Below are 23,364 nucleotides of genomic sequence, written 5' to 3' on the forward strand. Positions count from 1 at the left end.
ATTATCCACAAGCACGACACACGCGACGCGCAGGACACACCGCTGGTTTTCCACAGGCAGGTTGCCCCGGACAGCTTCGATGACTACCGTGGCATCCGAAGTTATCCACAGGGGGAATGCGGCAGTCGGCCGATCCTCCGCGAGCCCTTGCCCGGAGCATCATGTCCTCTCCTGCCCAGCCCGACGTTCCGATCTGGGCACAGGTTCTGGACCTGCTCGATCAGGATGAGCGCGTCACTCCTCAGCTCCAGGGATTCCTGAGCCTTGCCGTCCCCGCCGGCGTCATGGGAGCCACCCTCTATCTGGACGTCCCGAACGACCTCACCGCGGCGCAGATCAACAAGCGTCTGCGGGTGCCCCTGATGGAGGGTCTCGCACGCCTGGGTGAAGAGGTCACCTCGTTCCGTGTCGTGGTCAACCACGAACTCGCCGAGCAGCCGACGGCTCCCATTGCCGTGGCGGATTTCGGTCGCCCGGAGTCGCCGCGCACCGACCTGCCCGTGGAACAGCCGACGCCGATGCGCCACGAGTCGCGGCTGAATCCGAAATACACGTTCGACAACTTCGTCATCGGTCAGTCGAACCGCTTCGCGCACGCCGCAGCCGTCGCCGTGGCCGAGGCACCGGCGAAGGCCTACAATCCGCTGTTCATCTACGGCGACTCGGGACTCGGCAAGACGCACCTGCTCCATGCGATCGGCGACTATGCGCAGTCGCTGTACACGGGCGTGAAGGTTCGCTACGTGTCGAGCGAGGAGTTCACCAACGACTTCATCAACTCGATCGCGAACAACCGCGGGTCGGCATTCCAGGCGCGCTACCGCGACGTCGACATCCTCCTCATCGACGACATCCAGTTCCTGCAGGGCCGCGCCGAGACGCAGGAGACGTTCTTCCACACCTTCAACACCCTCCACGATCACAACAAGCAGATCGTGATCACCAGCGACGTCGCACCCAAACACCTGACCGGCTTCGAGGACCGCATGCGCAGCCGGTTCGAGTGGGGCCTGATCACCGACGTCCAGGCACCCGACCTCGAGACGCGCATCGCGATCCTGCGTAAGAAGGCACAGAGCGAAGCCCTGCACATCCCCGACGAGGTGCTCGAGTACATCGCGACGATCGTCTCGTCGAACATCCGCGAACTCGAGGGCGCCCTCATCCGGGTGTCGGCATTCGCGAGCCTGAACCGGTCCTCCCTCGACATCTCGCTCGCACAGACCGTGCTCCGCGACATCGTCGACACGGCGGAGGACAACATCATCTCGCCGACCGACATCATCACCGCGACAGCTCAGTACTTCAAGCTCACCGTCGACGACCTGTACGGTTCCAGCCGCTCGCAGCAGATCGCGACTGCACGTCAGATCGCCATGTACCTGTGTCGCGAGCGCACCAACCTCTCGCTTCCGAAGATCGGGCAGCTGTTCGGCAATCGCGACCACACAACCGTGATGTACGCGTATAAGAAGATCAGCGACCTCATGAAGGAGCGACGCTCCATCTACAACCAGGTCACCGAGATCACCACGCAGCTCGGCCGTCGCTGACCCGCGAGCGCGACGCGCCCGCGTCGGATCCGAGCTTGACAGGCGTCCTCGGCATCCCTTTAAATGCCGCTTTGCACATGTGGATAACTTGTGGATGAATGCGGTTCGGTTTCGGGACGAATGTGTGCGGATCGCGGCATACTGTGGATAACTCCACGAAGAGCGGATGCTGCGACTTCCGCATGTTCACGCGGTTTCCTCAGCGATTCCACATCTCACACGGATGTAGTTCCCTACTCGCGCCTGATATCCACCGAGTTATCCACAGTATCCACAGCTGTTAACACCGTTAAGGAGTTAATCCTCTGAAGACGTCATCCGATCACCTCGAAGGTGTGGGAACTCGGGCGTATGACGCATTGTCGCTGTGGGGATACGATGGGAACCCCTGAGGTGGCTCCATGCCTCGCAGGTCTTGTAATTCACGACGAGGGAGCGCCAGTGAGGTTCCAGGTCAATCGCGATGTCTTCAGCGAAGCAGTGTCCTTCGTCGTCAAGCTGCTGCCGCAGCGCAACCCCCAGCCGATCCTGGCCGGTGTGCTCATCGAAGCCGGGGATGACGGACTGACGCTTTCCGCGTTCGACTACGAGGCATCGGCTCGAACGACCATCGACGCGACCGTCGACACCGCCGGCACGATCCTCGTGCATGGCCGTCTGCTCTCCGACATCGCCAGCCGACTGCCGAACGCTCCGATCGAGATCGCCGTCGAGGAGGACGGCGGCATCGCCGTCACATGTGGTTCGGCCCGATTCACCCTTGCGGCCATGCCTGTCGAGGAGTACCCGTCGATCCCCGAGGTATCCGGTTCCTCCGGCGTGGTCCCGGCCGATGACTTCGGCACTGCGATCGCACAGGTCGGCTTCGCCGCCTCCCGCGACGATGTGACTCCGGTGCTGACAAGTGTGCAGCTCGAGGTGTCAGGCCAGAACCTCAGCCTCGTCGCCACCGACCGCTACCGCGTCTCCCTGCGTGACGTTCCGTGGGACGGCGAAGCGCCCGAGCAGACCGCCCTGGTCCCCGCCCGCACCCTGACCGAGGTCGGCAAGACCTTCGGGCATGCCGGCACGATCCAGGTCGCGTTCTCCGGCGGCGGCGACCGCGAGATCATCGCCTTCACCGCCGGCAACAAGACCGTCACGTCGCTGCTCATCAAGGGCAACTTCCCGCCCGTTCGCCGCCTTTTCCCCGAGCAGACCGATCACTACGCGGTCGTAAACACCGCGGATCTCATCGAGGCCGTCCGTCGCGTCGCCCTCGTCCTCGATCGCGCAGCTCCCCTGCGATTCACATTCACAGCGGACAGCGTGACGATGGATGCATCGGGCAGCGAGCAGGCGCGGGCATCCGAGTCCGTCGATGCACACCTCACCGGCGGCGCGGACGTGACCCTCGGCCTGAACCCGCAGTACCTGACCGAAGCGCTGAGCGCGGTCAAGAGCGAGTTCGTCCGGGTGACGTTCACGTCGAGCGACAACGCGAACAAGCTCAGCCCGGTGCTCATCACGAGCCAGACCTCGGTCGACCAGGCCGGCTCCGACTCGTTCAAGTACCTCCTCCAGCCGAACCTGCTGCTCCGCTGATCCCGACCTCCTCCTGCAAGGCTTCGACTCGCTTCGCTCGCTCACCCCGTTTCAACTTCGGCGCTGCGCGCCTTCGCTCAACGACCCGCGTGGTGTCCGAGCGGAGCGATGGATGCCTTCGACGGGCTGGCACCGGGTCTGGCGGGAGCACGGCCGAAGGCCGAGCGAGGGCATGTCCCGCCGACGGCATCCATCGTGTAGCGGTGTCGGTCCCCGAAGGTAGGGTGAGCAGGTGATTGTGGAGCACCTGAACCTGGTCGACTTCCGCAACTACGCGACCGCCGATCTCAGTCTTCTTCCCGGCCCGAACGTGCTCGTCGGTCGCAACGGCCAGGGCAAGACGAATCTCGCCGAAGCCGTCGTGTTCCTCGCGACCCTCGGTTCGCACCGGGTGTCCTCGGATGCTCCGATGGTCCGCGACGGCAAGGAGTTCGCCGTCATCAGGGCACGGCTCTCAGTCGGCGAACGACGTGTGCTCACAGAGGTGCAGATCAACCGGCAGGGCTCGAACAAGGCGCGCATCAACGGCTCGCCGTCGAAGACGAGTGAGCTTCCCCGGTACGCGCATGTCGTGCTCTTCGCGCCGGAAGACCTCCAGATCGTGCGAGGCGACCCCTCCTCGCGCAGAAGATTCGCCGATCAGCTGCTGATCCAGCGCGCGCCCCGCATGGCGGCGGTCCTCGGTGACTACGACCGCGTACTGAAGCAGCGCACAGCCCTGCTGAAATCGGCCCGAGCCCGCGGCGTCCGCGGCGAAGCGCTGACGACACTCGAGGTCTGGGACGACAAGCTCGTGGCGCTCGGGTCGGAGATCATCGACGCTCGTCTTCGTCTGGCATCGGATCTGCAGCAGCCGCTGGCCGCGGCCTACACCGCGATCGCGGGCGCCGACCACAGTCCCGAGCTCGAATGGGCGCTGTCGGTCCGCGGCGGAAACCCCGAAGAGGGCGAAGTCGGCGCCGACGACAGCCGCGGCGGTCTGGTCGAAATGTTCCGCGCCGCGCTGCAGGCCAAGCGCACCCAGGAGCTCGACCGCGGACTCACCCTCGTCGGCCCGCATCGCGACGACCTGCTGCTGCGCGTGCGCGATCTCCCGGTGAAGGGGTACGCCTCCCATGGTGAATCCTGGTCCGTCGCGCTCGCCCTTCGGCTGGCATCCGCGGAACTGCTGCGAGCCGAATCCCCGGCCGGCGACCCGGTGCTCATCCTCGACGACGTCTTCGCCGAACTCGATGCCGATCGTCGTCAGCGACTGGCGACCCTGACCTCCGGGTACGAGCAGGTGATCGTCACGGCCGCCGTCGAAGAGGACATCCCCGAACCGCTCCACCGGCATGTCGTCCGGATCCACGCGGGTACGATCAGCGACGAGCGTGAAACCGACGAGCGCGACGACGAAACCAAGGGGGAGGCAGCCGAATGACCGACGCCGACACCCCCGAGACTGTCGCGACCTACCTTCGGCTGCGCGGACTGAAGCCGAGTTCCAAGAGCTGGAAGCGCAAGCGCCGCATCCGTGACGATGACGACAACGCACCGTTCACCCCCGGGCGCGACCCGGGAGCGCTCGGCGCTGTTCTCGACAAGCTCAGCCGTGAAGCCGGCTGGGAGATCACCCTCGCCCGCGAGGACCTCGTACGGCAATGGGCCGATCTTGCCGGTCACGACACCGCGAAGCACTCCGAACCGGTATCGCTCGAGAACGGAATGCTGACCGTGAAGTGCGATTCGACCGCCTGGGCGAAGAACCTGCAGTTCATGCGAGCGACCATCCTCACCGAGATCGGAAGACGCTATCCGCAGGCGGGTGTGGACAACCTCCGTTTCATCGGTCCGGACGTCCCGTCGTGGAAATGGGGGCCCAGAGCCGTCCCAGGGCGGGGTCCGCGCGATACCTACGGGTAGGACACCATCGAGGGGGTCCGGATCGATTTCAGGGCCACACACGGCCGTTCAGCGAGGTAAAGGGGCCTTGATGAGGGTAGACTGGGTATTCGAGATATCGATGTGGAGAATGCCCTCTGATGACGCCTGAAAATCCTGTTGACGAGCCTGAATCCACACCCGGGATCACTCCGGCGAAGAAGCAGTCCGGCGACTACGGCGCCGACCAGATCCAGATCCTCGAGGGCCTCGAGGCCGTGCGCAAGCGCCCGGGTATGTACATCGGCTCCACCGGACCGCGTGGCCTCCACCACCTGGTCTACGAGATCGTCGACAACTCGGTCGACGAAGCGCTCGCGGGCCACGCCGACACCATCATGGTGACGCTGCTCGCCGACGGAGGCGTGCGCGTCGTCGACAACGGCCGTGGCATCCCGACAGGCCCGCACTCGTCCGATCCGAACAAGTCGACGGTCGAGGTGGTGCTGACCATCCTGCACGCCGGCGGAAAGTTCGGTGGCGGCGCCTATGCCGTCTCCGGTGGTCTGCACGGCGTGGGTTCGTCCGTCGTCAACGCGCTGTCCACCCGCTTCGACGTCACCGTCAAGCAGAAGGGCTTCGCCTGGCACCACAGCTTCGCCAACGGCGGCGCGCCGCAGCAGAAGCTCGAGAAGGGCGAGCCGACTGAAGAGACCGGCACTGACATCACCTTCTGGCCGGATCCCGAGATCTTCACCGAGTCCGTCGAGTTCGAGTACGACGTGCTGCGCACGCGGTTCCAGCAGATGGCATTCCTCAACAAGGGTCTGCGCATCGAGCTGCGCGACGAGCGTGAGGGTGCGACCTATGAGATCGAAGAAGAGGGCACGACCGTCACGAAGCAGCGTGCCGACGTGTTCCTCTACGAGCGCGGCCTCGTCGACTACGTCGAGTACCTGAACAAGGTGCGGCACGCCGAGGTCGTCACCGAGGAGATCATCGACTTCGACGCCGAGGACACCGAGCGCAAGATCTCGCTCGAGATCGCGATGCAGTGGACGACCGGCTACTCCGAGAACGTCTACACCTACGCGAACACGATCAACACCCACGAGGGCGGCACGCACGAGGAGGGATTCCGCGCGGCGCTGACGACGCTCGTCAACAAGTACGCCCGCGCGAACAACCTCCTCAAGGAGAAGGACGACAATCTCTCCGGAGACGACGTCCGCGAGGGCCTCACGGCCGTGATCTCCATCAAACTGGGCGAACCGCAGTTCGAGGGGCAGACAAAGACCAAGCTCGGCAACACCGAGGCGAAGGCGTTCGTGCAGAAGGTCGTCGGCGATCAGCTAGGCGACTGGTTCGAGCGCAACCCCACGCAGGCGAAGAACGTCATCCGCAAGGCGATCGACGCGGCCACAGCTCGCCTCGCAGCACGCAAGGCGCGCGAGACCGCCCGTCGCAAGAGCGTCTTCGAGTCCGCGGCGATGCCTGACAAGCTCAAGGACTGCACCAGCAAGGATCCGTCGATCAGCGAGATCTTCCTGGTCGAGGGTGACTCGGCCGGCGGCTCGGCGGTGCAGGGTCGCGACCCGCACACACAGGCGATCCTGGCGCTCCGAGGCAAGATTTTGAACGTCGAGCGCGCTCGCCTCGACAAGGCCCTGGCCAACAAAGAGGTTCAGGCGATGATCCAGGCCTTCGGCACCGGCATCGGCGAGGACTTCGACATCGAGAAGGCCCGCTATCACAAGATCGTTCTGATGGCGGATGCCGACGTCGACGGCCAGCACATCACCACGCTGCTGCTGACACTGCTGTTCCGCTACATGCGCGGCCTCATCGAGGCCGGATTCGTCTACCTCGCGATGCCGCCGCTGTACCGGCTGAAGTGGTCGAATCAGCCGCACGAGTACGTGTACTCCGATGCCGAGCGCGATGCTCTTCTCAAGCACGGGCTCGAGAACGGCAAGCGCATCCCGAAGGACTCCGGAGTGCAGCGGTACAAGGGTCTCGGCGAGATGAACGCCAAGGAACTGTGGGAGACCACGATGGATCACACGACGCGCACCTTGCGTCAGGTGACCATTGAAGACGCCGCCAGCGCCGATGAGATCTTCAGCGTGCTGATGGGCGAGGACGTCGAGTCCCGCCGCGGCTTCATCCAGCGAAACGCGAAGGACGTCCGCTTCCTCGACATCTGACGCCACTCGACCATCGAGCGAGCGCAGTGAGACGAAACGCAGACACTGAAAGAAGCACATGACTGACGAAGAACGCCCCGAGCCGGTTCACGAACACGGCAAGATCGACCAGGTCGACCTGCAGTCGGAGATGCAGCGCAGCTATCTCGACTACGCGATGGCCGTCATCGTGGGCCGCGCCCTGCCGGATGTTCGCGACGGGCTCAAGCCCGTGCACCGCCGTGTGATCTACGGCATGTACGACGGCGGCTTCCGCCCGGACAAGTCGTTCTCCAAGTGCGCGCGCGTCGTCGGCGAGGTGATGGGTCAGTACCACCCGCACGGCGACTCGGCGATCTATGACGCGCTCGTCCGTCTCGTGCAGCCGTGGTCGCTGCGTTACCCGCTGGCTCTCGGTCAGGGCAACTTCGGCTCACCCGGCAACATGGGCGCCGCGGCCCCGCGATACACCGAGACGAAGATGGCTCCGCTCGCGCTCGAGATGGTGCGTGACATCGAAGAGGAGACCGTCGACTTCCAGGACAATTACGACGGCCAGACCCAGGAGCCGGTGGTCCTCCCGGCCCGATTCCCGAATCTGCTCGTCAACGGCTCGGTCGGCATCGCGGTCGGCATGGCGACCAACATCCCCCCGCACAACCTCCGAGAGGTGGCGGATGCCGCCCTCTGGGCGCTCGACAACCCCGAGCTTCCGCGTGAACAGCTCCTCGACGGCCTCATCAAGCGGATTCCGGGTCCTGACTTCCCGACCGGCGCGCAGATCCTGGGAACCAAGGGCATCCAGGAGGCGTACCGCACCGGTCGAGGCTCGATCACGATGCGCGCGGTCGTCAACGTCGAGGAGGTCCAGGGCCGCAACTGCCTCGTGATCACCGAACTCCCCTACCAGGTCAACCCCGACAACCTCGCGGTGAAGATCGGCGACCTGGCGCGCGACGGCAAGATCACCGGCATCGCCGACATCCGCGACGAGACCAGTGACCGCACCGGTCAGCGGATCGTCGTCGTCCTCAAGCGGGATGCCGTGGCCAAGGTCGTGCTGAACAACCTGTACAAGCACACTCCGCTGCAGGACAACTTCGGCGCGAACATGCTCGCGATCGTCGACGGCGTGCCGCGCACGCTGGCGCTCGACGGGTTCATCAGCAACTGGATCACGCACCAGATCGACGTGATCGTGCGCCGAACGATCTTCCGGCTGCGCAAGGCCGAGGAGCGCATGCACATCCTGCGCGCGTACCTCAAGGCACTCGACGCGCTGGATGAGGTCATCGCGCTGATCCGGCGTTCACCCACCCCCCAGGAGGCGAACGAGGGTCTGCAACGACTCCTGGACATCGACGACGTGCAGGCGGACGCGATCCTCCAGATGCAGCTGCGCCGACTGGCAGCCCTGGAGCGTCAGAAGATCATCGACGAGGCCACCGAGCTCGAGGTGAAGATCGCCGACTTCAAGGCGATCCTCGCCGATGAATCGCGCCAGCGCGGCATCATCCGCGAAGAGCTCACTGAGATCGTCGAACGCTTCGGCGACGAGCGTCGCACGCACATCCTGCACGGCTTCGACGGCGACGTGTCGATGGAAGATCTCATCGCGCAGGAGGACATGGTCGTCACCGTCACCCGCGACGGCTACATCAAGCGCACCCGCAGCGACAACTACCGCTCGCAGCATCGTGGCGGCAAGGGCATCAAGGGCGCGCAGCTGCGTGCGGATGACATCGTCGAGCACTTCTTCGTGACGACCACGCACCACTGGCTGCTCGTCTTCACCGACAAGGGCCGGGTGTATCGCACCAAGACGTACGAGGTGCCGGAGGCCGGCCGCGACGCGAAGGGCACGCACGTCGCGAACCTGCTCGCGCTGCAGCCGGACGAGGGCATCGCCCAGATCCTCGCGATGCGCGACTACGACGTCGCCGACTACCTGGTGCTCGCCACGCGCGACGGCCTGGTGAAGAAGACGCGACTGAGCGAGTACGACACGAACCGCCAGGGCGGCGTGATCGCCATCCGGCTCCGTGAGGACGATGAGCTTGTCAGCGCCATGATCGTGGATGCCACGGATGACATCCTGCTCATCTCCCGCAAGGGCATGTCGGTGCGCTTCCAGGCGACCGACGCGGCCCTGCGTCCGATGGGCCGCGCGACCGCCGGTGTCACCGGCATGAAGTTCAAGGGCGACGATCGGCTGCTCTCGGCATCCGTCGCGGCGCCCGACGGTTTCGTGTTCACCGTCACCGACGGCGGCTACGCGAAGCGCACCGAGGTCGAGCAGTACCGGGTGCAGAACCGCGGCGGATACGGCATCAAGGTCGCCAAGCTCAACGACGATCGGGGTGTCCTCGCGGGCGGTCTGATCGTGAGCGAGGACGACGAGGTCTTGGTGGTTCTCTCCAGCGGCAAGGTGGTACGCTCTGCCGTGGCCGAGGTGCCCGCGAAGGGCCGAGACACCATGGGTGTCCTGTTCGCCCGAACGTCCGAGAAGGACCGGATCCTCGCGATCGCCCGCAACGAAGAGCGGGGCCTCGACGAGGCGGAGGCGGAGTCCGGCGCCCCGGAGTCGGCCACGGCCCCCGATTCGAACCCTGAACCTGAGGAAACAGACGCATGAGCACAGTAGCCGACAAGCTGGCGAAGAAGTCCACGCGCAAGACCGGCGGCAAGCAGGTCCGCCTGCGCCTGGTCTATGTCGACTTCTGGTCGGCCGTGAAGCTCTCCTTCCTGGGCGCCGTCGCGCTCGCGATCGTGACCATGGTGTCGTTCTTCCTGATCTACCTCGTGCTGCAGGCGACCGGCCTGATCGCCGGCGCCGGCGACTTCGTCGGGCAGATCACCGACAACGCGGTGGATCTGCAGGCGCTGCTGGGCCTGCCCCAGGTGATGGCCTTCGCGGCCGTCGTGTCGATCCTGAACCTCATCGTGGTGACCGTGCTCGGCGCCGTGGTCGCGGGCATCTACAACCTCGCGGTGAAGGTGACCGGCGGTCTGCTGGTCGGCTTCATGTCGAACTGACGATCTTCTGACGAATGGCGGATGCTGCGGCATCCGCCATTCGTCGTTTCCTGGCTCCCGTCATGCGGGGTACGGAAAACCCGAACCGACCTCTCCGGCTGACTCGGTGTCGGCATCCCTGGCGCGCGGCCTACGTTTGAGGCATGACCACTCAGACTGTCCCCTCCGCACCGGCGGACAAGCCGCGCACCGCGCCGCCGTTGCGACTGTTCATGACCATCCTGCATCTCGCCGCACTCGGTGTCATCGGCGGCGGCGTGATCGGCATCCTCGCCGCCGTGTTCGGAACCGGCGTCGGCCTGCTGTTCGTCCTGGGCATCGGGATCGTGTTCCTGGTCGGTCTCGTGTACGCGCTGTACGGCGTCGGCTGGTTCGAGGTGACCCGCATCCGCGGTCTGTACGGCCTCGACGTCGCCGACCTCCAGCCGCGCCGCCGGCGCACGCCCGGATTCGGCGGATGGATCCGGTCGCTGGGACGCCAGAGCATCGACGGACGGATGTGGCGCGCACTGGCGAACTTCGCCATCGCATGCATCTTCGGCGCGCTGGTGATCCGGCTCTTCTCGGGCGTGGTCTGGTCGGCGATCTACTCGTTCACCCCGCTCTTCGCAGACGGTGAGAGCGCGGCCCCGTTCGGGAACACGATCGGCGTCGGATGGGCTCCGCTGTTCGGCATCCTCGGTGTCGTGGCTGCTGCTGCCGGCATCATCGGTCTCGCGCTGCTGCACCGCACCATCTCGCGGGCACTCATCGTGCCGAACCGCGAGGCCGAGCTCACCGAGCGGGTGCGCACCACCTCCGCTCAGCGTGAGGGCGCCGTGCGCGCCGCCGATGTCGAGCGCACGCGCATCGAGCGCGACCTGCACGACGGCGTCCAGCCCCGGCTGGTCTCGGTCGGCATGACCCTGGGTCTCGCACAGCAGAAGATCGACAACGACCCGACCGCCGCGAAGGCCCTGATCTCCGAGGCGCACACCTCGACGAAGGCCGCCATCACCGAGCTGCGACAGCTCGCCCGCGGCATCCATGCGTCCGTCCTGGACGATCGGGGGCTGGATGCTGCGCTGTCCGCGCTCGCCAGCCGGTCGCACATCCCGGTGCACCTGGACGTACGGATGGACGGCCGCTGCAGCCGCGACGCGGAGGCCGCCGTGTACTTCTCCATCGCCGAGTCGCTCACGAACGCGGCCAAGCACTCCCGTGCCAGCGAGTGCCGCGTCGTGGTCAGGATCCGCGAGGGCGGTGTGCTGTGGGCGCGAGTCGAGGACAACGGCATGGGCGGTGCGCAGGTGCAGCCCGGCGGAGGCCTCGACGGCATCTCGAACCGCGTGCTCGCCGCCGGCGGGACGTTCCGCATCGACAGCCCGCAGGGTGGTCCGACTTCCCTGGAGGTGAGCGTGCCATGCGCATCCTGATCTGTGAGGACTCCGTCCTGCTGCGTGAAGGACTGGTGCGTCTGCTCGAGGATGCCGGCCACGAGGTGGTCGCGGCGCTTCCGGACACCGAGGGGCTGACCGAAGCGGTCGAGACCTCGAAGCCGGAGCTCTGCATCCTCGACGTGCGGCTCCCGCCGACGTTCACCGATGAGGGGATCCGGGCGGCTCTGGGTCTTCGCACGACGCATCCGTCGCTGCCGCTACTGGTGCTTTCGCAGTACGTCGAGGAGCGCTATGCCAGCGATCTCATCGCCGCGCAGGGCGGTCCGCTCGGCTATCTGCTCAAGGATCGGGTCGCGGATGTCTCGGACTTCCTCGCGTCGGTCGAGCGGATCGCGGAGGGCGCATCGGTTCTCGATCCTGAGGTCGTGGCGCAGCTGCTGACCCGTCGGAACCGCGACGATCGGATGCTGCGGCTCACCGAGCGCGAGCGTACGGTGCTCGCCCTGATCGCCGAGGGGAAGTCGAACCAGGCGATCGCGGGCCTGCTGTTCCTCTCGCCGGCGAGCGTCGAGAAGAACATCACCTCCATCTTCCAGAAGCTGGGCTTCGAGCAGGACGAGTCGGGCAACCGGCGCGTGCTTGCAGCCCTCGCACACATCGAGAACACCGGCGGGCAGGCGCCGACCGGTAACCAGCAATGAGCATTGAAAGCGATGACAGGAGCAGCACGATGAACACCGAACCGCAGAGTCCGCAGGGTGGGCACGACGTTCCCCTGACTCCCCCGCCCGCGGCATCCGCTGCCTCCGTCTCGGGCGGTGGCGCCTCCTCGGGAGGATCGGGTGGAGCGCCTCGCGAGCCGCAGGGATCCGGCGCGCGTGCCGCGGCCATCGCGATCGCGGTCTTCGGCGGCGTGGTGCTGCTGGGCGCCGGCGGCACCGCGGCCTTCGCCGCGGTGCACGATGTCAGAGCCGCCGCACATTCGGGAGACGCCGACACTCAGAGCCTGGACGTGGACGGGATCGAGGGCATCACACTCGACGCCGACGCGAGCAATGTCACGGCGCGGTTCGGTGACGTCGACGAGGCGACGCTCGAGGTCACCGGGGCCCGCAGCGGGAACTGGACCCTCGAGCGCGACGGCGACGAACTGATCGTGGGTAGCCCCGATCGCGGATTCGGATGGTGGTTCGGCAACGGCTGGTTCGGCGACGGCTGGTTCGGCGACGAGCAGACCGTCGTGCTCACACTGCCGCAGAACCTCGAACGGGCAGAGCTGGATGCCGACTTCTCATTGAGCGCAGGAAGCCTCGACGTCGAGGGCGGCTACGGCGAGGTCGACATCGAGGTGGGCGCGGGCGGCTTCAGCATGGACGGATCCGCGACCTCACTCGATGCCGACGTCAGCGCGGGTCGCGCAGATCTGTCGCTGTCGGGCGTCGACGAGGCGGACTTCACGGTGTCCGCCGGAAAGATCGTGGCCGAGCTCACGGGATCCGCACCGAGGTCGGTGCTGATCGATGTCAGCGCAGGCTCGCTCGAGCTGACGGTGCCGGATGAGGAGTACAACCTCACGCAGGACGTCAGTGCCGGATCGCTCGACAACGGATTGAACACCTCCAACGACTCGAGGTTCGAGATCGACGCGAGCGTGTCGGCTGGAAGCGTCGATCTGCGCGCCGCGGACTGATCGATCTCGATTCGGATTTTCCGTCGATCTCCGGTAAAGTCTTGGAGGTTGACGGGGCTATAGCTCAGGCGGTTAGAGCGCTTCACTGATAATGAAGAGGTCCCAGGTTCAAGTCCTGGTAGCCCCACCGTTCACTCCAATTCAATACCCGTTCGGGGCCTTAGCTCAGTTGGTAGAGCGCCTGCTTTGCAAGCAGGATGTCAGGAGTTCGAATCTCCTAGGCTCCACAAACGGAAGAAGCGCTGCCCCGTAGGGGTGGCGCTTCTTCCGTTTATCAAGCTGGGTGGTTCGGGGAGGAGCCGGGGCGAAGCCCCAGCGACGGAGTCTCCTAGGCTCCACAGATCGAACGTCACTCTGGCCCGCATAAGACGAGAGATGGCAGTATCAGAGCATGTCGAGTCCTTCAACGAAGATCGCTTGGGGCGTTGCCGTGCTCGTGGTGGCGGGGCTTGTCGCGATCGCGGCGCCCGCGGTCACCGCTGTGCTCCCGGTTGGCAACGGACCCGTCGCCGCTCCGGATGCGAGCGCGCCTTCCACTGCGAAGCCGGCGACCGACTCCCCGACCGAGAACGCCGCGGCTGAAGACACCTCAACCGGCGGCGCGCCCGCCGGCTACGTCGGCATCGGTCACGGCACGAGCATCCCCGCCGGCGGCCCGGGTGACTGCAAGGCATCCGCCTATATCTGGATCGGCAGCGACAACGACGAGCCGATGCACGCCGAGATGCTCGGCGCTGACATGGTCGACATGGGACCACGCGAGTTCGCGACTGGCGGCGTCGGCCTGGACGACCAGGGACGCCCTGCTACGTACACGGTCGCCCCAGGGGATGTGACATCCGTGATCGGCGACCGCTTCTGCATCTACAACGGGATCGCGCTCGAGACGCTGAACATGTACCCCGGAGGCGACGCGATCCAGCCCGGCGACGTGCTCACACTGAACGCGGACCTGGTCACCGACTGGGTCAGCCCGTACGGCGGGTAGGAGCCCGCGGCAGAAGTCACGCACCGCCCGGCGCGCATCGGAGTTCACCGACGCTGACCTCGTCGCTCCGCGACTGAGCGATGCGAAGCGCCTTCACTCAGACGGATCCTCCGCGAGAACGTCGCCGTCCTCGTCGCCCTCGTCATCGTCGGGTACGACGGTGGGCGGATCGCCCTTGCCGTCCTGCGCGCCGAGGTTGTCGTGCTCCTCCGGGCCTGGCGATGGTTCGGTGCTGATGTCGTTGCGGTCGCTGTTGAGGCTCATGCGCGTTCCCTTCTTCAAAGCCGCTGCGGCGGCGTCGATACCGAAGATACGACCGCGGCGATGGATGCGCGCGCCCCTTGACACGGATTAGTCTGAGCCCATGGTCCAGGCAAGGTCCGGAGCCCGCACGACGCTGATGTTCCTCCATGGAGCCGGTGGTTTCGAGGAGGACGGCACCCTCGCAACGAGGCTCGCGAAGTCGATCGACGCAGAGCTGTTAATGCCGAGAATGTCCGATGAGGACATGTCCGTCGAGAGTTGGGCCGCCCCGATCCGCCACGAACTCGCCGACTTGGGTCATGATGATCTCGTCGTCGCGCATTCGTTCGGCGCGTCGATTCTCGTCAAGGTGCTCGCGGAACGCGTCTGGCAAGTACGACGAGCGCACCTGCTCGCGATGCCGAACTGGGGCCAGGACGGCTGGGAGGTCGAGGAGTACGACTTCGACGGCCCCGAACCGCCGCAGTCGCTCACCCTGCATCACTGCCGCGATGACGCCGTGGTCCCCTTCGCGCACCTCGCCCTCAACGCGCGGACACTGCCCGGCGCGAGAGTCGAGGCGCACTCCACCGGCGGCCACCAGTTCGAGGACGAAGTGCCGGATCTGCTCGGCTCGTAGCCCACGCGTACCCCGTCGGATCAGCCGCGCCGCCGCCGCACGCCTTCGGCCAGCGCAGCGAGCGCATCAGTCGTGGCATCCCAGCCCATGCAGGCGTCGGTGACGCTCTGCCCGTAGGTCAGTCGCGTCCGCCCGGCCGACACATCGAGCTTCTGCGCACCGGCCACGAGGTTGCTCTCCAGCATGACCCCGGCGATCGGGGCGCCGTCCGCCGCGAGCTGCGCACCGAGTTCGCGGGCGACCGCGGCCTGGCGGATGTGGTCCTTGCCGCTGTTGGCGTGGCTCGCGTCGACGATCACGCGCGGGGTGAGCATCGCGGCATCCAGACGGGCGGCCGCCTCGGCCACGTGGGCGGCGTCGTAGTTCGGGCCGTCTGCTCCCCCACGCAGGATCACCGAGGTGTCGGGGTTGCCCGTCGTCGCGACGAGACTCGCGCGCCCGTCGGCACCGATCCCCAGGAACGCCTGCGGAGCGGATGCCGCGGCCGCAGCATCCAGCGCCACCTGAAGCCCGCCGTCCGTGCCGTTCTTGAAGCCGATCGGCATCGACAGGCCCGACGCCAGCTGCCGGTGGATCTGGCTCTCCGTGGTCCGCGCACCGATCGCACCCCATGTGATGAGGTCGGCGGTGTACTGCGGGCTGATCGGCTCGAGGAACTCCGTGGCACACGGCATCCCGAGCGCCGTCACGTCGCGCAGGAAGCCGCGCGCCATCCGCAGGCCCGCTTCGATGTCGTGGCTGCCGTCGAGGTGCGGGTCGTTGATCAGGCCCTTCCAGCCGACGGTCGTGCGGGGCTTCTCGAAGTACGTGCGCATCACGATCAGCAGGTCGTCGCGGTGCTCCTCGGCAGCACGCACCAGACGGCCGGCGTACTCGAGCCCAGCGGCGGTGTCATGGATCGAGCAGGGGCCCGCGACGACGAGCAGACGGTCGTCCTCCCCCGCCATGATCGCTCGCACCTCGTCGCGCGTGCGGGAAACGAGGGCGGCCCGCTCGTCGCCGATGGGCAACTCATCGGCGATGTCGCCCGGCGCGGGGAGCGTCGTGAATCTCGCGACGTGCAGATCGGCGGTGGTCTCTGTGGCGTGAATGGTGCTCATGGGTCCTGTCCTGTGTGAAGGCGGACCCGGGATGCAGAGCCCGCCGAAACGGCGAAAGCCAGAGCGAATGCTCTGGCTTGTCGGCTCTGAAGGGTTGGTGCGCGCTACATCTGCGCCGGCCCCTCCAGAGCCGACTCGAAATACGCATACCAACGGGTTGTCATGCGAATGACCTTACCCCATATCAGCTCGCCGCCTGCCGCACCCGCTCCGCCAGGAACGTCAGGTCTGCCTCGCTCAGCGCGGTGACGGCGTAGGCCGTAGGCCACACGTTGCCGTCATCGAGGTTCGCGGGGGCCTCGAACTCGAAGGTCGCGTAGCGCACCTTGAACTTGGACTTCGGTTTGAAGAAGCACACCACCTTGCCGGCATCGTTCGCCCACGCCGGCATCCCGTAGTACGTGCGCGGCATGAGATGCGGAGCGTTCTCGGAGACCATGGCGGCGATCTTCTCGCCCAGCATCCGATCGTCTTCGGGCATCTCCTTGATCTTCGCCGCGATCTCGGCGGCGCCCTCGGAGCGCACCTCCTCCGGACTCTTCTTCGCCCGGGACTTCGTGGTCTTGCTCTCCGCCAGCTTCGCCTTCATGGCGTCGCGCTCTTCGGCGGTGAAGTTCTTCTCGCTCATGGACTCTCCTTCGTCGTGATCACAGATTACGAAGGTCTCGATGCCGCGTGCTTCTCGATTTCTGATCGATCCGACGCCGTATGGGATGCTGGGCCCCATGACCGCACTCCCGCATGACGACGTCGACCCCGATGGTCTGCTCGAGTACTCCGTGGTGTTCACGGACCGCTCGCTCAATCACATGTCCGCCCGCTTCGTCGGTGCGATGCAGCAGATCCTCGGCATCCTGGAGGAGGCGTACGGTGCGCACACCTCGGCGATCGTCCCCGGCGGCGGCACCTACGCGATGGAGGCCGTCGCCCGTCAGCTGGCGACGGGCCGGCGCACCCTCGTCGTGCGCAACGGACTGTTCTCGTTCCGCTGGTCGCAGATCCTGGATGCCGGCGGCATCAGCGATGACGTCACGGTGCTCACCGCGCGACCCGACAGCGACGACCTGCAGGCGGCCTGGTCTCCTGCGCCGATCGACGACGTCGTCGCGGCGATCCGCACCCGTCGACCGGAGGTCGTGTTCGCCCCGCACGTCGAGACTGCTTCGGGGATGATCCTCCCCGATGACTACGTCCGTGCGCTCGCGGATGCCGCGCACGAGGTCGGCGGCCTGCTCGTCCTCGACTGCATCGCCTCCGGCGCCATGTGGGTCGACATGGACGACCTCGGGGTCGACGTGCTGCTCAGCGCACCGCAGAAGGGCTGGAGCGGTACGCCGGCGGCCGGCTACGTGATGCTCAGCGAAGCAGGGCGGGATGCCGTCACCACTCGCCCATCGACGAGCTTCGCCATCGACCTCTCCAAGTGGCTCACGATCGCCGACGAGTACCGTGCCGGACGCCCGGCCTACCACGCGACGATGCCGACCGATGCTCTGGTCCGCAACCTCGCAGCCATGATCGAGACACGCGACCGCGGGTTCGACCGGCTTCGTGCGGCGCAGATCGAGCTGGGCTCGCGCGTGCGCGCGCTGCTGGCGGCGCGCGAACTGGCTTCGGTCGCCGACGCAGGCTTCGCGGCACCGGGAGTCGTCGTCGTGCACACCGACGATCCTGCCCTGAAGTCGGGTGCGGCGTTCAAGGAGCAGGGACTGCAGATCGCCGCCGGGGTGCCGCTGCACTGCGACGAACCGGCCGGGTTCTCGACGTTTCGCATCGGACTCTTCGGATTGGACAAGCTCGCCGACGTCGACGGGACCGTCGCACGGCTGGAAGCAGCGCTCGACGCGCTGGGTTCCTGAGCTGCGCGGGCGCTGACGTCACGGCGTCATCCGCGCGAATCGCGCCGCACTATGGTTGACCCATGGATCTGCGCGTCGCGGCGTACGCCGTCATCACCGACGATGACGGCAGGGTGCTGCTGGCGCGCTGGACCGAGGGCCGCAGAGCCGCCTGGACGATGCCCGGCGGCGGCCTCGAGGCCGGTGAGGATCCGGAGGATGCAGCGCGCCGAGAAGTCCGCGAGGAGACCGGCTACGCGGTGCGGGTCCAGGACCTGCTCGGCATCCATTCGCGGGTGATCCCCGCGGGTCGGCGCACGCACAAGGCGGATGCTCCGCTGCACACCCTGCGCATCGTCTACGCCGCTGAGATCACCGGCGGCACGCTGCAGTTCGAGAAAGACGGCTCCACCGACATGGCCGGGTGGTTCACGGTCGACGAGGTGGCGAAGCTGCAGCGGGTCAAGCTCGTCGACATCGCGTTGCGCATGGCCGAGATCATCTGACGCTGGCTTCGGCTGGGGCCGCTTCGCTCAACGACCCGCTAGCGCTCGGTCTCCGGCACTGAGATGTCGGCCACCGTCGCACCGTAGGCGCCGATCAGATCGTCGGCGTTCACGAAAAGACTGTAGCCGTGGCTTCCCGCGCCCATCGCGATGCGCTGTCCGAGGATCGTCTCGTCGGCATAGACCGGCCAGTCGGTCGTGCTGCCGATGGGCACGATCGTGCCGCGTTCGTAGCCCGTGGCCGCGAGGGCGAGGTCGGGCTCGGGTAGGCGCAGCTTGTTGACGCCGACCAGCGCCCGCAGCTTGGGCCATGAGATGGACCGGCCGCCGGGCACGAGCGCGAACAGGAACGTGTCGTCCGAACGCTTGACGACGAGGGTCTTCACGATGCCGGATGCCGGGATGCCCAGGAGCTCCGCGGCCTCGTGGAGGCTGCGGGCGTTCGGCCGCTCGCGGATCTCGATGTCGAGACCACGGGCCGCCGCGGCATCCCGAACGCGCGAATGCTGCTCCGACCCTTCGACGGGCTCAGGGAGCGGAGCAGCAGGCGATGATGTCACGCGTCGGGCGCGGAGAGCGGGTCGTCGGCGACCCAGAGCTCGTCGTCCGTGCGCAGTGCCTGCCATGCGGCGTACAGCACGCCGGCAGCTGCGGCAGCGCCGAGGATGATCGCGACGATCGAGCCGAGACCCGGTCCCTGCTTCTTCTTCACGATGCGTCCGTGGGAGATCGTCAGACCCTGGCGCTTGGCGTTGGCGACATCCCATGCCGTGAGTGCGCTGCCGACGACGCCGCCGACGATCGGGACGAGCTTGTCGTCCACGACGTGGCGGCCGAGCTTCACGCCGCGGTCGACCGTCGGGGCGACACGACGGTGATACGTGTCCTGCACGACAGGCAGAACCTGCTCGCGACCGACATTGCCGAGCTGGCGTCCGGCCTCACGAGCGATGTCGGCCGCGTGCCCGACCAGCTCCTGCTGGGACTCCCAGAGATCGGTGGCGTCGTGCTGCAGACGGCGCAGCTCCTTCTTCCGCTTGCGGGTCAGGCTCACGATTGTTCTCCTGTCGACATTGGAGTACGGGGTGTCCCCATCTTGCCAGACGAGTCTGAATAGCGGCACTGATTACGCAGACCCTTGTCATCCGAGGTCGTGCGCGCTATCGTCCCGACGCGCTTCCGGCCCGCTCCCGACAAGCTCTGCGAGAATGGTCGTATGCCTCAGCACTCACACGTCGCAACACTGCACACCAACCACGGCGACATCGTCATCAACCTGTTCGGCGACCACGCCCCCAAAACGGTCAAGAACTTCGTCGGTCTCTCCGACGGCTCGCAGGACTGGACCGACCCGGCCACCGGAAAGCCCGGCGAGGGCGCCCTGTACAAGGACGTCATCTTCCACCGCATCATCCCGAACTTCATGATCCAGGGCGGCGATCCGCTCGGTCAGGGCGTCGGCGGACCCGGCTACAACTTCAACGACGAGATCCACCCCGAGCTGAACTTCAACGAGCCCTACATCCTCGCGATGGCCAACGCCGGTCTGCGCCGCAACGCCATCACCGGCGAGCTCGAAGGAACCAACGGCTCGCAGTTCTTCATCACGACCGACCCGACGCCGTGGCTGATGGGCAAGCACACGATCTTCGGCGAGGTCGCTGATGACGCCTCCAAGAAGGTCGTCGACGCCATCGCCGCCGTGCAGACCGGCGCTGGTGACCGTCCCGTTCAGGATGTCGTCCTGCAGTCGGTCGACATCAGCGCGGTCTGACCCGCAGCCCTGGCCGATCCGGATGACGTCCTCTGAATTCGCGAGCAACAGCGATAACTTCTGCTATCGCCATCCGGATAGGCAGAGCTTCGTGCTCTGCCAGCGCTGCATGCGCACGATCTGTCCCGAGTGCCAGACGCAGGCCGCGGTCGGCGTCATCTGCCCTGAGTGCATGAAGGCGGAGCGCCAGAACCGCACCCCCGCGCAGAAGCGCGCGCAGCGTCGCTGGCGAGGTCGTTCGACCGCCGTCGCGGCGCCGGTGCAGTCCGGGCGCCCGCTCATGACCTACGGGATCATCGCGGTGACCGCGTTCGTCGGATTGCTGCAGTTGATCCCCGGCCTGAACATCACCGGCACATTCCTGTTCGCCGCCGGGTACGTGTTCCCTGACCTGTCGGGCTTCCCGTTCCAGCCCTGGCGGCTGCTCACGGCGGTGCTGGTGCACAGCGGCATCTGGCACATCGGGCTGAACATGCTCGCACTGTGGATGCTGGGCCGCAGCCTTGAGCCCATGCTCGGACGCTGGCGGTTCCTCGCCCTGTACGTGCTCGGTGGCGTCGGCGGATCGGTCGCCGTCGCCATCATCTCCCCCGGAACCCCCACCGTCGGTGCTTCGGGTGCGGTCTTCGCCCTTTTCGGTGCACTTCTGGTGATCGGGCTGCACATGGGTGCCAACATGACTGGGCTGTTCGTTCTGCTCGGCATCAACCTCGTGATCGGCTTCGTTCCCGGCTTCAACATCGCCTGGCAGGCGCACGTCGGCGGTGCTGTCGTCGGTGCCCTCGTCGGCCTCGTCATCCTCCGCACTCGCAAACACTCTCAGCGCATCTGGCAGATTCTCCTGTTGATCGCCTTGGCCGTGCTGCTGCTCGTGGCGGTTTTCGTCGTCCCGCGGCTCCTGATCGGTCTGTGACGCCTTAGGGACCCCAGGTCAGAAGTTGTTAACAGCTCTCTCCACCCCTGTGAATAACACCGGTGTAATTCTCCCCACCTGTGCACAACCCTGTGGATAACTTGGGATCGGCGACGGCGGCAGACGAAAGGCCCCTCGCTGAGCGAGGAGCCTTTCGGAAGAGAAGGAGTTGGAGCGACCTATCGCCAGCGAGTGGTCATCAGGAATCCGATGAGCGCGATGCCGAGACCGATGGCGAGGTTCCAGGAGCTGATGCCAGGGATCGGGTACTGCATGCCCGAGATGTAGAACACGAGGATCCAGGCCAGGCCCAGCAGCATGAATCCGAGCATGACCGGCTTGAACCAGACCGCGTTCGGCGCCTGCTCGCCTTCCGCGCGCTCGACGACGGGCTCTTCTCTGCTTCGGTCACGTGCCATGCCGTCATTCTACCCATGAGTGCCTCGATCTCATCGTCGGCCTCGGCCGTAACCTCGCCGGGATAGGATCGCGCGTATGACTGCATCCGCGACGCAGCCGACCCGGCGAGCCGGTCGCCGGCGGTCGCGGGCGACGTTCACGAGCGTGCTCGGCGAGCTGCTGCTCACCGCGGGCGTGATCGTGCTGCTTTTCGTCGCCTGGCAGACGTGGGTCGGCGACATCATCATCAGCGCCCAGAGCAACAGCGAGGGCCAGGCCATCTCGAAGCAGTGGGCCGAGGCGCCCGCACCCGAGCCGCCTCCCGCCGTCGAGGCGGAGGACGGCGGGATCCGCTACGAACCCCCTGTGCTGGAGCATCCCGACGATGGCCAGAAGTTCGCGCAGATGCTCGTTCCGCGGTTCGGATCCGACTACAACGTCGCGATCGCCGGCGGCACCAGCCGGCCCACCACGCTCGACAACGGGTGGCTGGGCGTCTACGACCAGTCCGCCATGCCCGGGCAGGTGGGGAACTTCTCGGTGGCAGGACACCGCACGACCTGGGGTTTCCCGCTGAACCGCATGGACAAACTGCGCCTGAACGACGCGATCGTGGTCGAGACGCCCGAGGGATGGTTCACCTACCGCTTCCGGAACCTCGAGTACGTCACACCCGACGCCGTCGACGTGCTGCTCGACGTGCCCCAGATGCCTGATGTCGCCACCGGCGAGCGGTACCTGACGCTGACCGCCTGCTCGCCGCTGTACTCGCTCGCCGAGCGCATCATCGGCTACGCCGTCTTCGAAGGGTTCCAGCCCCGCGTCGAAGGCGCCCCCGAGTCCCTCACCCCGGTCGACGACGTCGCCGCCCCGTCCTGGTAGGAGTCCCGATGTACGCAGCGCTGTGGCGCATCCTCCCCGGCCCGTGGTGGCTGCGGGTGCTGATCCTGCTGGTCGCCGTCGCGGCGATCCTGTACGGACTGTTCTTCTACGTGTTCCCCTGGGTGAGCCCGATCATCACCCCGGGCGAGGTCGACCTGGAGTGAGCGTGCGCGTGCTCGTGGTCGACAACCACGACAGCTTCGTGCACACCCTCGCCGGCTACCTGCGCGAGCTCGGCGCCGTCGTCGACATGATCGAGGCGGATGCTGCGGACCGTGCCGGCTTCGCCGGCCTCATCCCCCGCTACGACGGGGTGCTGCTCTCCCCCGGTCCCGGTCGCCCGAGGGACGCCGGAGCCTCCGTCGCCGTGGTGGCGGAGTGCGCCGAGCGGAGGATGCCGCTGCTCGGCGTGTGCCTCGGACACCAGTCGATCGGGGCGGCGTTCGGCACCGACGTCTCCGAGGCGCCAGAGCTCATGCACGGCATGGTCTCGACCGTCGAGCACGACGGATCCGCGCTGTTCGACGGCATTCCGTCGCCCTTCGACGTCGGCCGCTATCACTCGCTCGCGCTCGCAGAGGCCGAGCTGCCCGCGGAGATCGCCGTCACAGCGCGCACTGCATCCGGAACCGTCATGGCGATCGCGCACCGCGAGCTGCCCATCGTCGGCGTCCAGTTCCATCCGGAGAGCGTGCTCACCCAGCACGGCTACCGGCTACTGGCGAACTGGCTCGCCGCGATCGGGTCGGTGGATGCCGTGGAGCGCGCGGGGTCGCTGCGGCCGTGAACC

25 protein-coding genes and 2 tRNA genes are annotated in these 23,364 nt (G+C 66.5%); 21 read left to right on the forward strand and 6 right to left on the reverse strand.

Going from position 1 to position 23,364, the window contains the following annotated elements; translation table 11 throughout:
• Positions 1 to 161: 161 nt before the first annotated feature.
• The 13 genes from dnaA (at position 162) to IM776_RS00065 (ending at position 14,279) form a co-directional block, all read left to right on the forward strand.
• On the forward strand, positions 162 to 1,553 hold the full coding sequence (gene dnaA / locus IM776_RS00005) for a chromosomal replication initiator protein DnaA (RefSeq protein WP_194421068.1): 1,392 nt from the start codon (positions 162 to 164) through the stop codon (positions 1,551 to 1,553).
• Between the two features lie 441 nt (positions 1,554 to 1,994).
• Positions 1,995 to 3,137 carry a DNA polymerase III subunit beta gene (dnaN, locus tag IM776_RS00010; RefSeq protein WP_194421069.1) on the forward strand — a complete coding sequence of 381 codons (1,143 nt, stop codon included), beginning with the start codon at positions 1,995 to 1,997 and terminating at the stop codon, positions 3,135 to 3,137.
• A 232-nt stretch (positions 3,138 to 3,369) separates the two neighbouring features.
• Entirely contained in the window at positions 3,370 to 4,560 is a 1,191-nt protein-coding gene (gene recF, locus IM776_RS00015; protein ID WP_194421070.1) for a DNA replication/repair protein RecF, read from the forward strand.
• Entirely contained in the window at positions 4,557 to 5,042 is a 486-nt protein-coding gene (locus tag IM776_RS00020) for a DciA family protein (protein WP_194421071.1), read from the forward strand. Before recF ends, IM776_RS00020 begins: the two co-directional genes overlap by 4 nt.
• A 119-nt stretch (positions 5,043 to 5,161) precedes the next feature.
• Positions 5,162 to 7,207: a DNA topoisomerase (ATP-hydrolyzing) subunit B gene (gyrB, locus tag IM776_RS00025; RefSeq protein ID WP_194421072.1), complete on the forward strand. Its 2,046-nt coding sequence runs from the start codon at positions 5,162 to 5,164 to the stop codon at positions 7,205 to 7,207.
• A gap of 58 nt (positions 7,208 to 7,265) precedes the next feature.
• Positions 7,266 to 9,821 carry a DNA gyrase subunit A gene (gyrA, locus tag IM776_RS00030; protein WP_194421073.1) on the forward strand — a complete coding sequence of 852 codons (2,556 nt, stop codon included), beginning with the start codon at positions 7,266 to 7,268 and terminating at the stop codon, positions 9,819 to 9,821.
• Positions 9,818 to 10,222 (forward strand): DUF3566 domain-containing protein, encoded by a 405-nt coding sequence (locus tag IM776_RS00035; RefSeq protein WP_194421074.1) that lies wholly within the window; start codon positions 9,818 to 9,820, stop codon positions 10,220 to 10,222. Before gyrA ends, IM776_RS00035 begins: the two co-directional genes overlap by 4 nt.
• 143 nt (positions 10,223 to 10,365) lie before the next feature.
• Positions 10,366 to 11,637, forward strand: a complete 1,272-nt coding sequence (locus IM776_RS00040) for a sensor histidine kinase (RefSeq protein WP_194421075.1) — start codon at positions 10,366 to 10,368, stop codon at positions 11,635 to 11,637.
• On the forward strand, positions 11,625 to 12,302 hold the full coding sequence (locus IM776_RS00045; protein WP_194421076.1) for a response regulator: 678 nt from the start codon (positions 11,625 to 11,627) through the stop codon (positions 12,300 to 12,302). The genes IM776_RS00040 and IM776_RS00045 overlap by 13 nt, the downstream gene beginning before the upstream one ends.
• 29 nt (positions 12,303 to 12,331) lie before the next feature.
• On the forward strand, positions 12,332 to 13,291 hold the full coding sequence (locus tag IM776_RS00050; RefSeq protein WP_194421077.1) for a DUF4097 family beta strand repeat-containing protein: 960 nt from the start codon (positions 12,332 to 12,334) through the stop codon (positions 13,289 to 13,291).
• 53 nt (positions 13,292 to 13,344) lie between these two features.
• Positions 13,345 to 13,418, forward strand: a tRNA-Ile gene (locus IM776_RS00055).
• A gap of 27 nt (positions 13,419 to 13,445) precedes the next feature.
• Positions 13,446 to 13,518 (forward strand) — tRNA-Ala (locus IM776_RS00060).
• Between the two features lie 164 nt (positions 13,519 to 13,682).
• Positions 13,683 to 14,279, forward strand: a complete 597-nt coding sequence (locus IM776_RS00065) for a hypothetical protein (RefSeq protein WP_194421078.1) — start codon at positions 13,683 to 13,685, stop codon at positions 14,277 to 14,279.
• Between the two features lie 93 nt (positions 14,280 to 14,372).
• Here the strand turns inward: IM776_RS00065 and IM776_RS00070 are convergent, their stop codons facing one another.
• Entirely contained in the window at positions 14,373 to 14,543 is a 171-nt protein-coding gene (locus tag IM776_RS00070; protein ID WP_194421079.1) for a hypothetical protein, read from the reverse strand.
• A 100-nt stretch (positions 14,544 to 14,643) separates the two neighbouring features.
• Here IM776_RS00070 and IM776_RS00075 point away from each other — a divergent pair, with 100 nt between their 5' ends.
• Positions 14,644 to 15,162 (forward strand): alpha/beta hydrolase, encoded by a 519-nt coding sequence (locus IM776_RS00075; protein ID WP_194421080.1) that lies wholly within the window; start codon positions 14,644 to 14,646, stop codon positions 15,160 to 15,162.
• A gap of 20 nt (positions 15,163 to 15,182) precedes the next feature.
• On the opposite strand, the gene IM776_RS00080 is transcribed toward IM776_RS00075, so the two are convergent.
• The gene (locus tag IM776_RS00080; protein WP_194421081.1) at positions 15,183 to 16,262 is read right to left on the reverse strand and encodes a 3-deoxy-7-phosphoheptulonate synthase; all 1,080 of its coding nucleotides are present in this window, start codon (positions 16,260 to 16,262) and stop codon (positions 15,183 to 15,185) included.
• A gap of 184 nt (positions 16,263 to 16,446) precedes the next feature.
• Positions 16,447 to 16,890 carry a hypothetical protein gene (locus tag IM776_RS00085; RefSeq protein ID WP_194421082.1) on the reverse strand — a complete coding sequence of 148 codons (444 nt, stop codon included), beginning with the start codon at positions 16,888 to 16,890 and terminating at the stop codon, positions 16,447 to 16,449.
• A gap of 97 nt (positions 16,891 to 16,987) precedes the next feature.
• Between IM776_RS00085 and IM776_RS00090 the strand changes: the two genes are divergently transcribed.
• Together IM776_RS00090 and IM776_RS00095 are read left to right on the forward strand one after the other, a co-directional pair.
• Positions 16,988 to 18,121: an aminotransferase class V-fold PLP-dependent enzyme gene (locus IM776_RS00090; protein WP_194421083.1), complete on the forward strand. Its 1,134-nt coding sequence runs from the start codon at positions 16,988 to 16,990 to the stop codon at positions 18,119 to 18,121.
• Between the two features lie 62 nt (positions 18,122 to 18,183).
• The gene (locus tag IM776_RS00095) at positions 18,184 to 18,606 is read left to right on the forward strand and encodes an NUDIX hydrolase (RefSeq protein ID WP_194421084.1); all 423 of its coding nucleotides are present in this window, start codon (positions 18,184 to 18,186) and stop codon (positions 18,604 to 18,606) included.
• Positions 18,607 to 18,644: 38 nt separating this feature from the next.
• Here the strand turns inward: IM776_RS00095 and IM776_RS00100 are convergent, their stop codons facing one another.
• Positions 18,645 to 19,070, reverse strand: coding sequence for an aminoacyl-tRNA deacylase (locus IM776_RS00100; RefSeq protein ID WP_194422426.1), 426 nt, complete (start codon positions 19,068 to 19,070; stop codon positions 18,645 to 18,647).
• Between the two features lie 92 nt (positions 19,071 to 19,162).
• Positions 19,163 to 19,660, reverse strand: coding sequence for a DNA helicase (locus IM776_RS00105; RefSeq protein WP_194421085.1), 498 nt, complete (start codon positions 19,658 to 19,660; stop codon positions 19,163 to 19,165).
• A 162-nt stretch (positions 19,661 to 19,822) separates the two neighbouring features.
• On the opposite strand from IM776_RS00105, the gene IM776_RS00110 reads away from it, so the two are divergent.
• Positions 19,823 to 20,380 (forward strand): peptidylprolyl isomerase, encoded by a 558-nt coding sequence (locus IM776_RS00110; RefSeq protein WP_194421086.1) that lies wholly within the window; start codon positions 19,823 to 19,825, stop codon positions 20,378 to 20,380.
• A 22-nt stretch (positions 20,381 to 20,402) separates the two neighbouring features.
• Positions 20,403 to 21,293, forward strand: coding sequence for a rhomboid family intramembrane serine protease (locus IM776_RS00115; protein WP_194421087.1), 891 nt, complete (start codon positions 20,403 to 20,405; stop codon positions 21,291 to 21,293).
• A 179-nt stretch (positions 21,294 to 21,472) separates the two neighbouring features.
• On the opposite strand, the gene IM776_RS00120 is transcribed toward IM776_RS00115, so the two are convergent.
• On the reverse strand, positions 21,473 to 21,712 hold the full coding sequence (locus IM776_RS00120; protein WP_194421088.1) for a cell division protein CrgA: 240 nt from the start codon (positions 21,710 to 21,712) through the stop codon (positions 21,473 to 21,475).
• 76 nt (positions 21,713 to 21,788) lie between these two features.
• Between IM776_RS00120 and IM776_RS00125 the strand changes: the two genes are divergently transcribed.
• The 3 genes from IM776_RS00125 to IM776_RS00135 are packed head-to-tail and all read left to right on the forward strand — an operon-like array spanning position 21,789 to position 23,361.
• The gene (locus tag IM776_RS00125; protein WP_194421089.1) at positions 21,789 to 22,574 is read left to right on the forward strand and encodes a class E sortase; all 786 of its coding nucleotides are present in this window, start codon (positions 21,789 to 21,791) and stop codon (positions 22,572 to 22,574) included.
• Positions 22,575 to 22,582: 8 nt separating this feature from the next.
• A complete protein-coding gene (locus IM776_RS00130; RefSeq protein ID WP_194421090.1) occupies positions 22,583 to 22,738 on the forward strand; it encodes a hypothetical protein in 156 nt (51 codons plus the stop codon).
• Complete coding sequence (locus IM776_RS00135; protein ID WP_228479814.1) at positions 22,735 to 23,361, forward strand: anthranilate synthase component II; 627 nt, start codon at positions 22,735 to 22,737, stop codon at positions 23,359 to 23,361. The genes IM776_RS00130 and IM776_RS00135 overlap by 4 nt, the downstream gene beginning before the upstream one ends.
• Positions 23,362 to 23,364 lie beyond the last annotated feature (3 nt).

It is taken from the genome of Microbacterium abyssi, assembly GCF_015277895.1.
GTDB classification, from domain to species: domain Bacteria; phylum Actinomycetota; class Actinomycetes; order Actinomycetales; family Microbacteriaceae; genus Microbacterium; species Microbacterium abyssi.

What these genes read in the sequence shown, in the direction of transcription:
- dnaA (WP_194421068.1), top strand. Translation starts at nt 162, where the DNA reads ATGTCCTCTCCTGCCCAGCCCGACGTTCCGATCTGGGCACAGGTTCTG.
- IM776_RS00020 (WP_194421071.1), top strand. Translation starts at nt 4,557, where the DNA reads ATGACCGACGCCGACACCCCCGAGACTGTCGCGACCTACCTTCGGCTG.
- gyrB (WP_194421072.1), top strand. Translation starts at nt 5,162, where the DNA reads ATGACGCCTGAAAATCCTGTTGACGAGCCTGAATCCACACCCGGGATC.
- gyrA (WP_194421073.1), top strand. Translation starts at nt 7,266, where the DNA reads ATGACTGACGAAGAACGCCCCGAGCCGGTTCACGAACACGGCAAGATC.
- IM776_RS00035 (WP_194421074.1), top strand. Translation starts at nt 9,818, where the DNA reads ATGAGCACAGTAGCCGACAAGCTGGCGAAGAAGTCCACGCGCAAGACC.
- IM776_RS00040 (WP_194421075.1), top strand. Translation starts at nt 10,366, where the DNA reads ATGACCACTCAGACTGTCCCCTCCGCACCGGCGGACAAGCCGCGCACC.
- IM776_RS00045 (WP_194421076.1), top strand. Translation starts at nt 11,625, where the DNA reads ATGCGCATCCTGATCTGTGAGGACTCCGTCCTGCTGCGTGAAGGACTG.
- IM776_RS00050 (WP_194421077.1), top strand. Translation starts at nt 12,332, where the DNA reads ATGAACACCGAACCGCAGAGTCCGCAGGGTGGGCACGACGTTCCCCTG.
- IM776_RS00065 (WP_194421078.1), top strand. Translation starts at nt 13,683, where the DNA reads ATGTCGAGTCCTTCAACGAAGATCGCTTGGGGCGTTGCCGTGCTCGTG.
- IM776_RS00070 (WP_194421079.1), bottom strand. Translation starts at nt 14,543, where the DNA reads ATGAGCCTCAACAGCGACCGCAACGACATCAGCACCGAACCATCGCCA.
- IM776_RS00075 (WP_194421080.1), top strand. Translation starts at nt 14,644, where the DNA reads ATGGTCCAGGCAAGGTCCGGAGCCCGCACGACGCTGATGTTCCTCCAT.
- IM776_RS00080 (WP_194421081.1), bottom strand. Translation starts at nt 16,262, where the DNA reads ATGAGCACCATTCACGCCACAGAGACCACCGCCGATCTGCACGTCGCG.
- IM776_RS00085 (WP_194421082.1), bottom strand. Translation starts at nt 16,890, where the DNA reads ATGAGCGAGAAGAACTTCACCGCCGAAGAGCGCGACGCCATGAAGGCG.
- IM776_RS00090 (WP_194421083.1), top strand. Translation starts at nt 16,988, where the DNA reads ATGACCGCACTCCCGCATGACGACGTCGACCCCGATGGTCTGCTCGAG.
- IM776_RS00095 (WP_194421084.1), top strand. Translation starts at nt 18,184, where the DNA reads ATGGATCTGCGCGTCGCGGCGTACGCCGTCATCACCGACGATGACGGC.
- IM776_RS00110 (WP_194421086.1), top strand. Translation starts at nt 19,823, where the DNA reads ATGCCTCAGCACTCACACGTCGCAACACTGCACACCAACCACGGCGAC.
- IM776_RS00115 (WP_194421087.1), top strand. Translation starts at nt 20,403, where the DNA reads ATGACGTCCTCTGAATTCGCGAGCAACAGCGATAACTTCTGCTATCGC.
- IM776_RS00120 (WP_194421088.1), bottom strand. Translation starts at nt 21,712, where the DNA reads ATGGCACGTGACCGAAGCAGAGAAGAGCCCGTCGTCGAGCGCGCGGAA.
- IM776_RS00125 (WP_194421089.1), top strand. Translation starts at nt 21,789, where the DNA reads ATGACTGCATCCGCGACGCAGCCGACCCGGCGAGCCGGTCGCCGGCGG.
- IM776_RS00130 (WP_194421090.1), top strand. Translation starts at nt 22,583, where the DNA reads ATGTACGCAGCGCTGTGGCGCATCCTCCCCGGCCCGTGGTGGCTGCGG.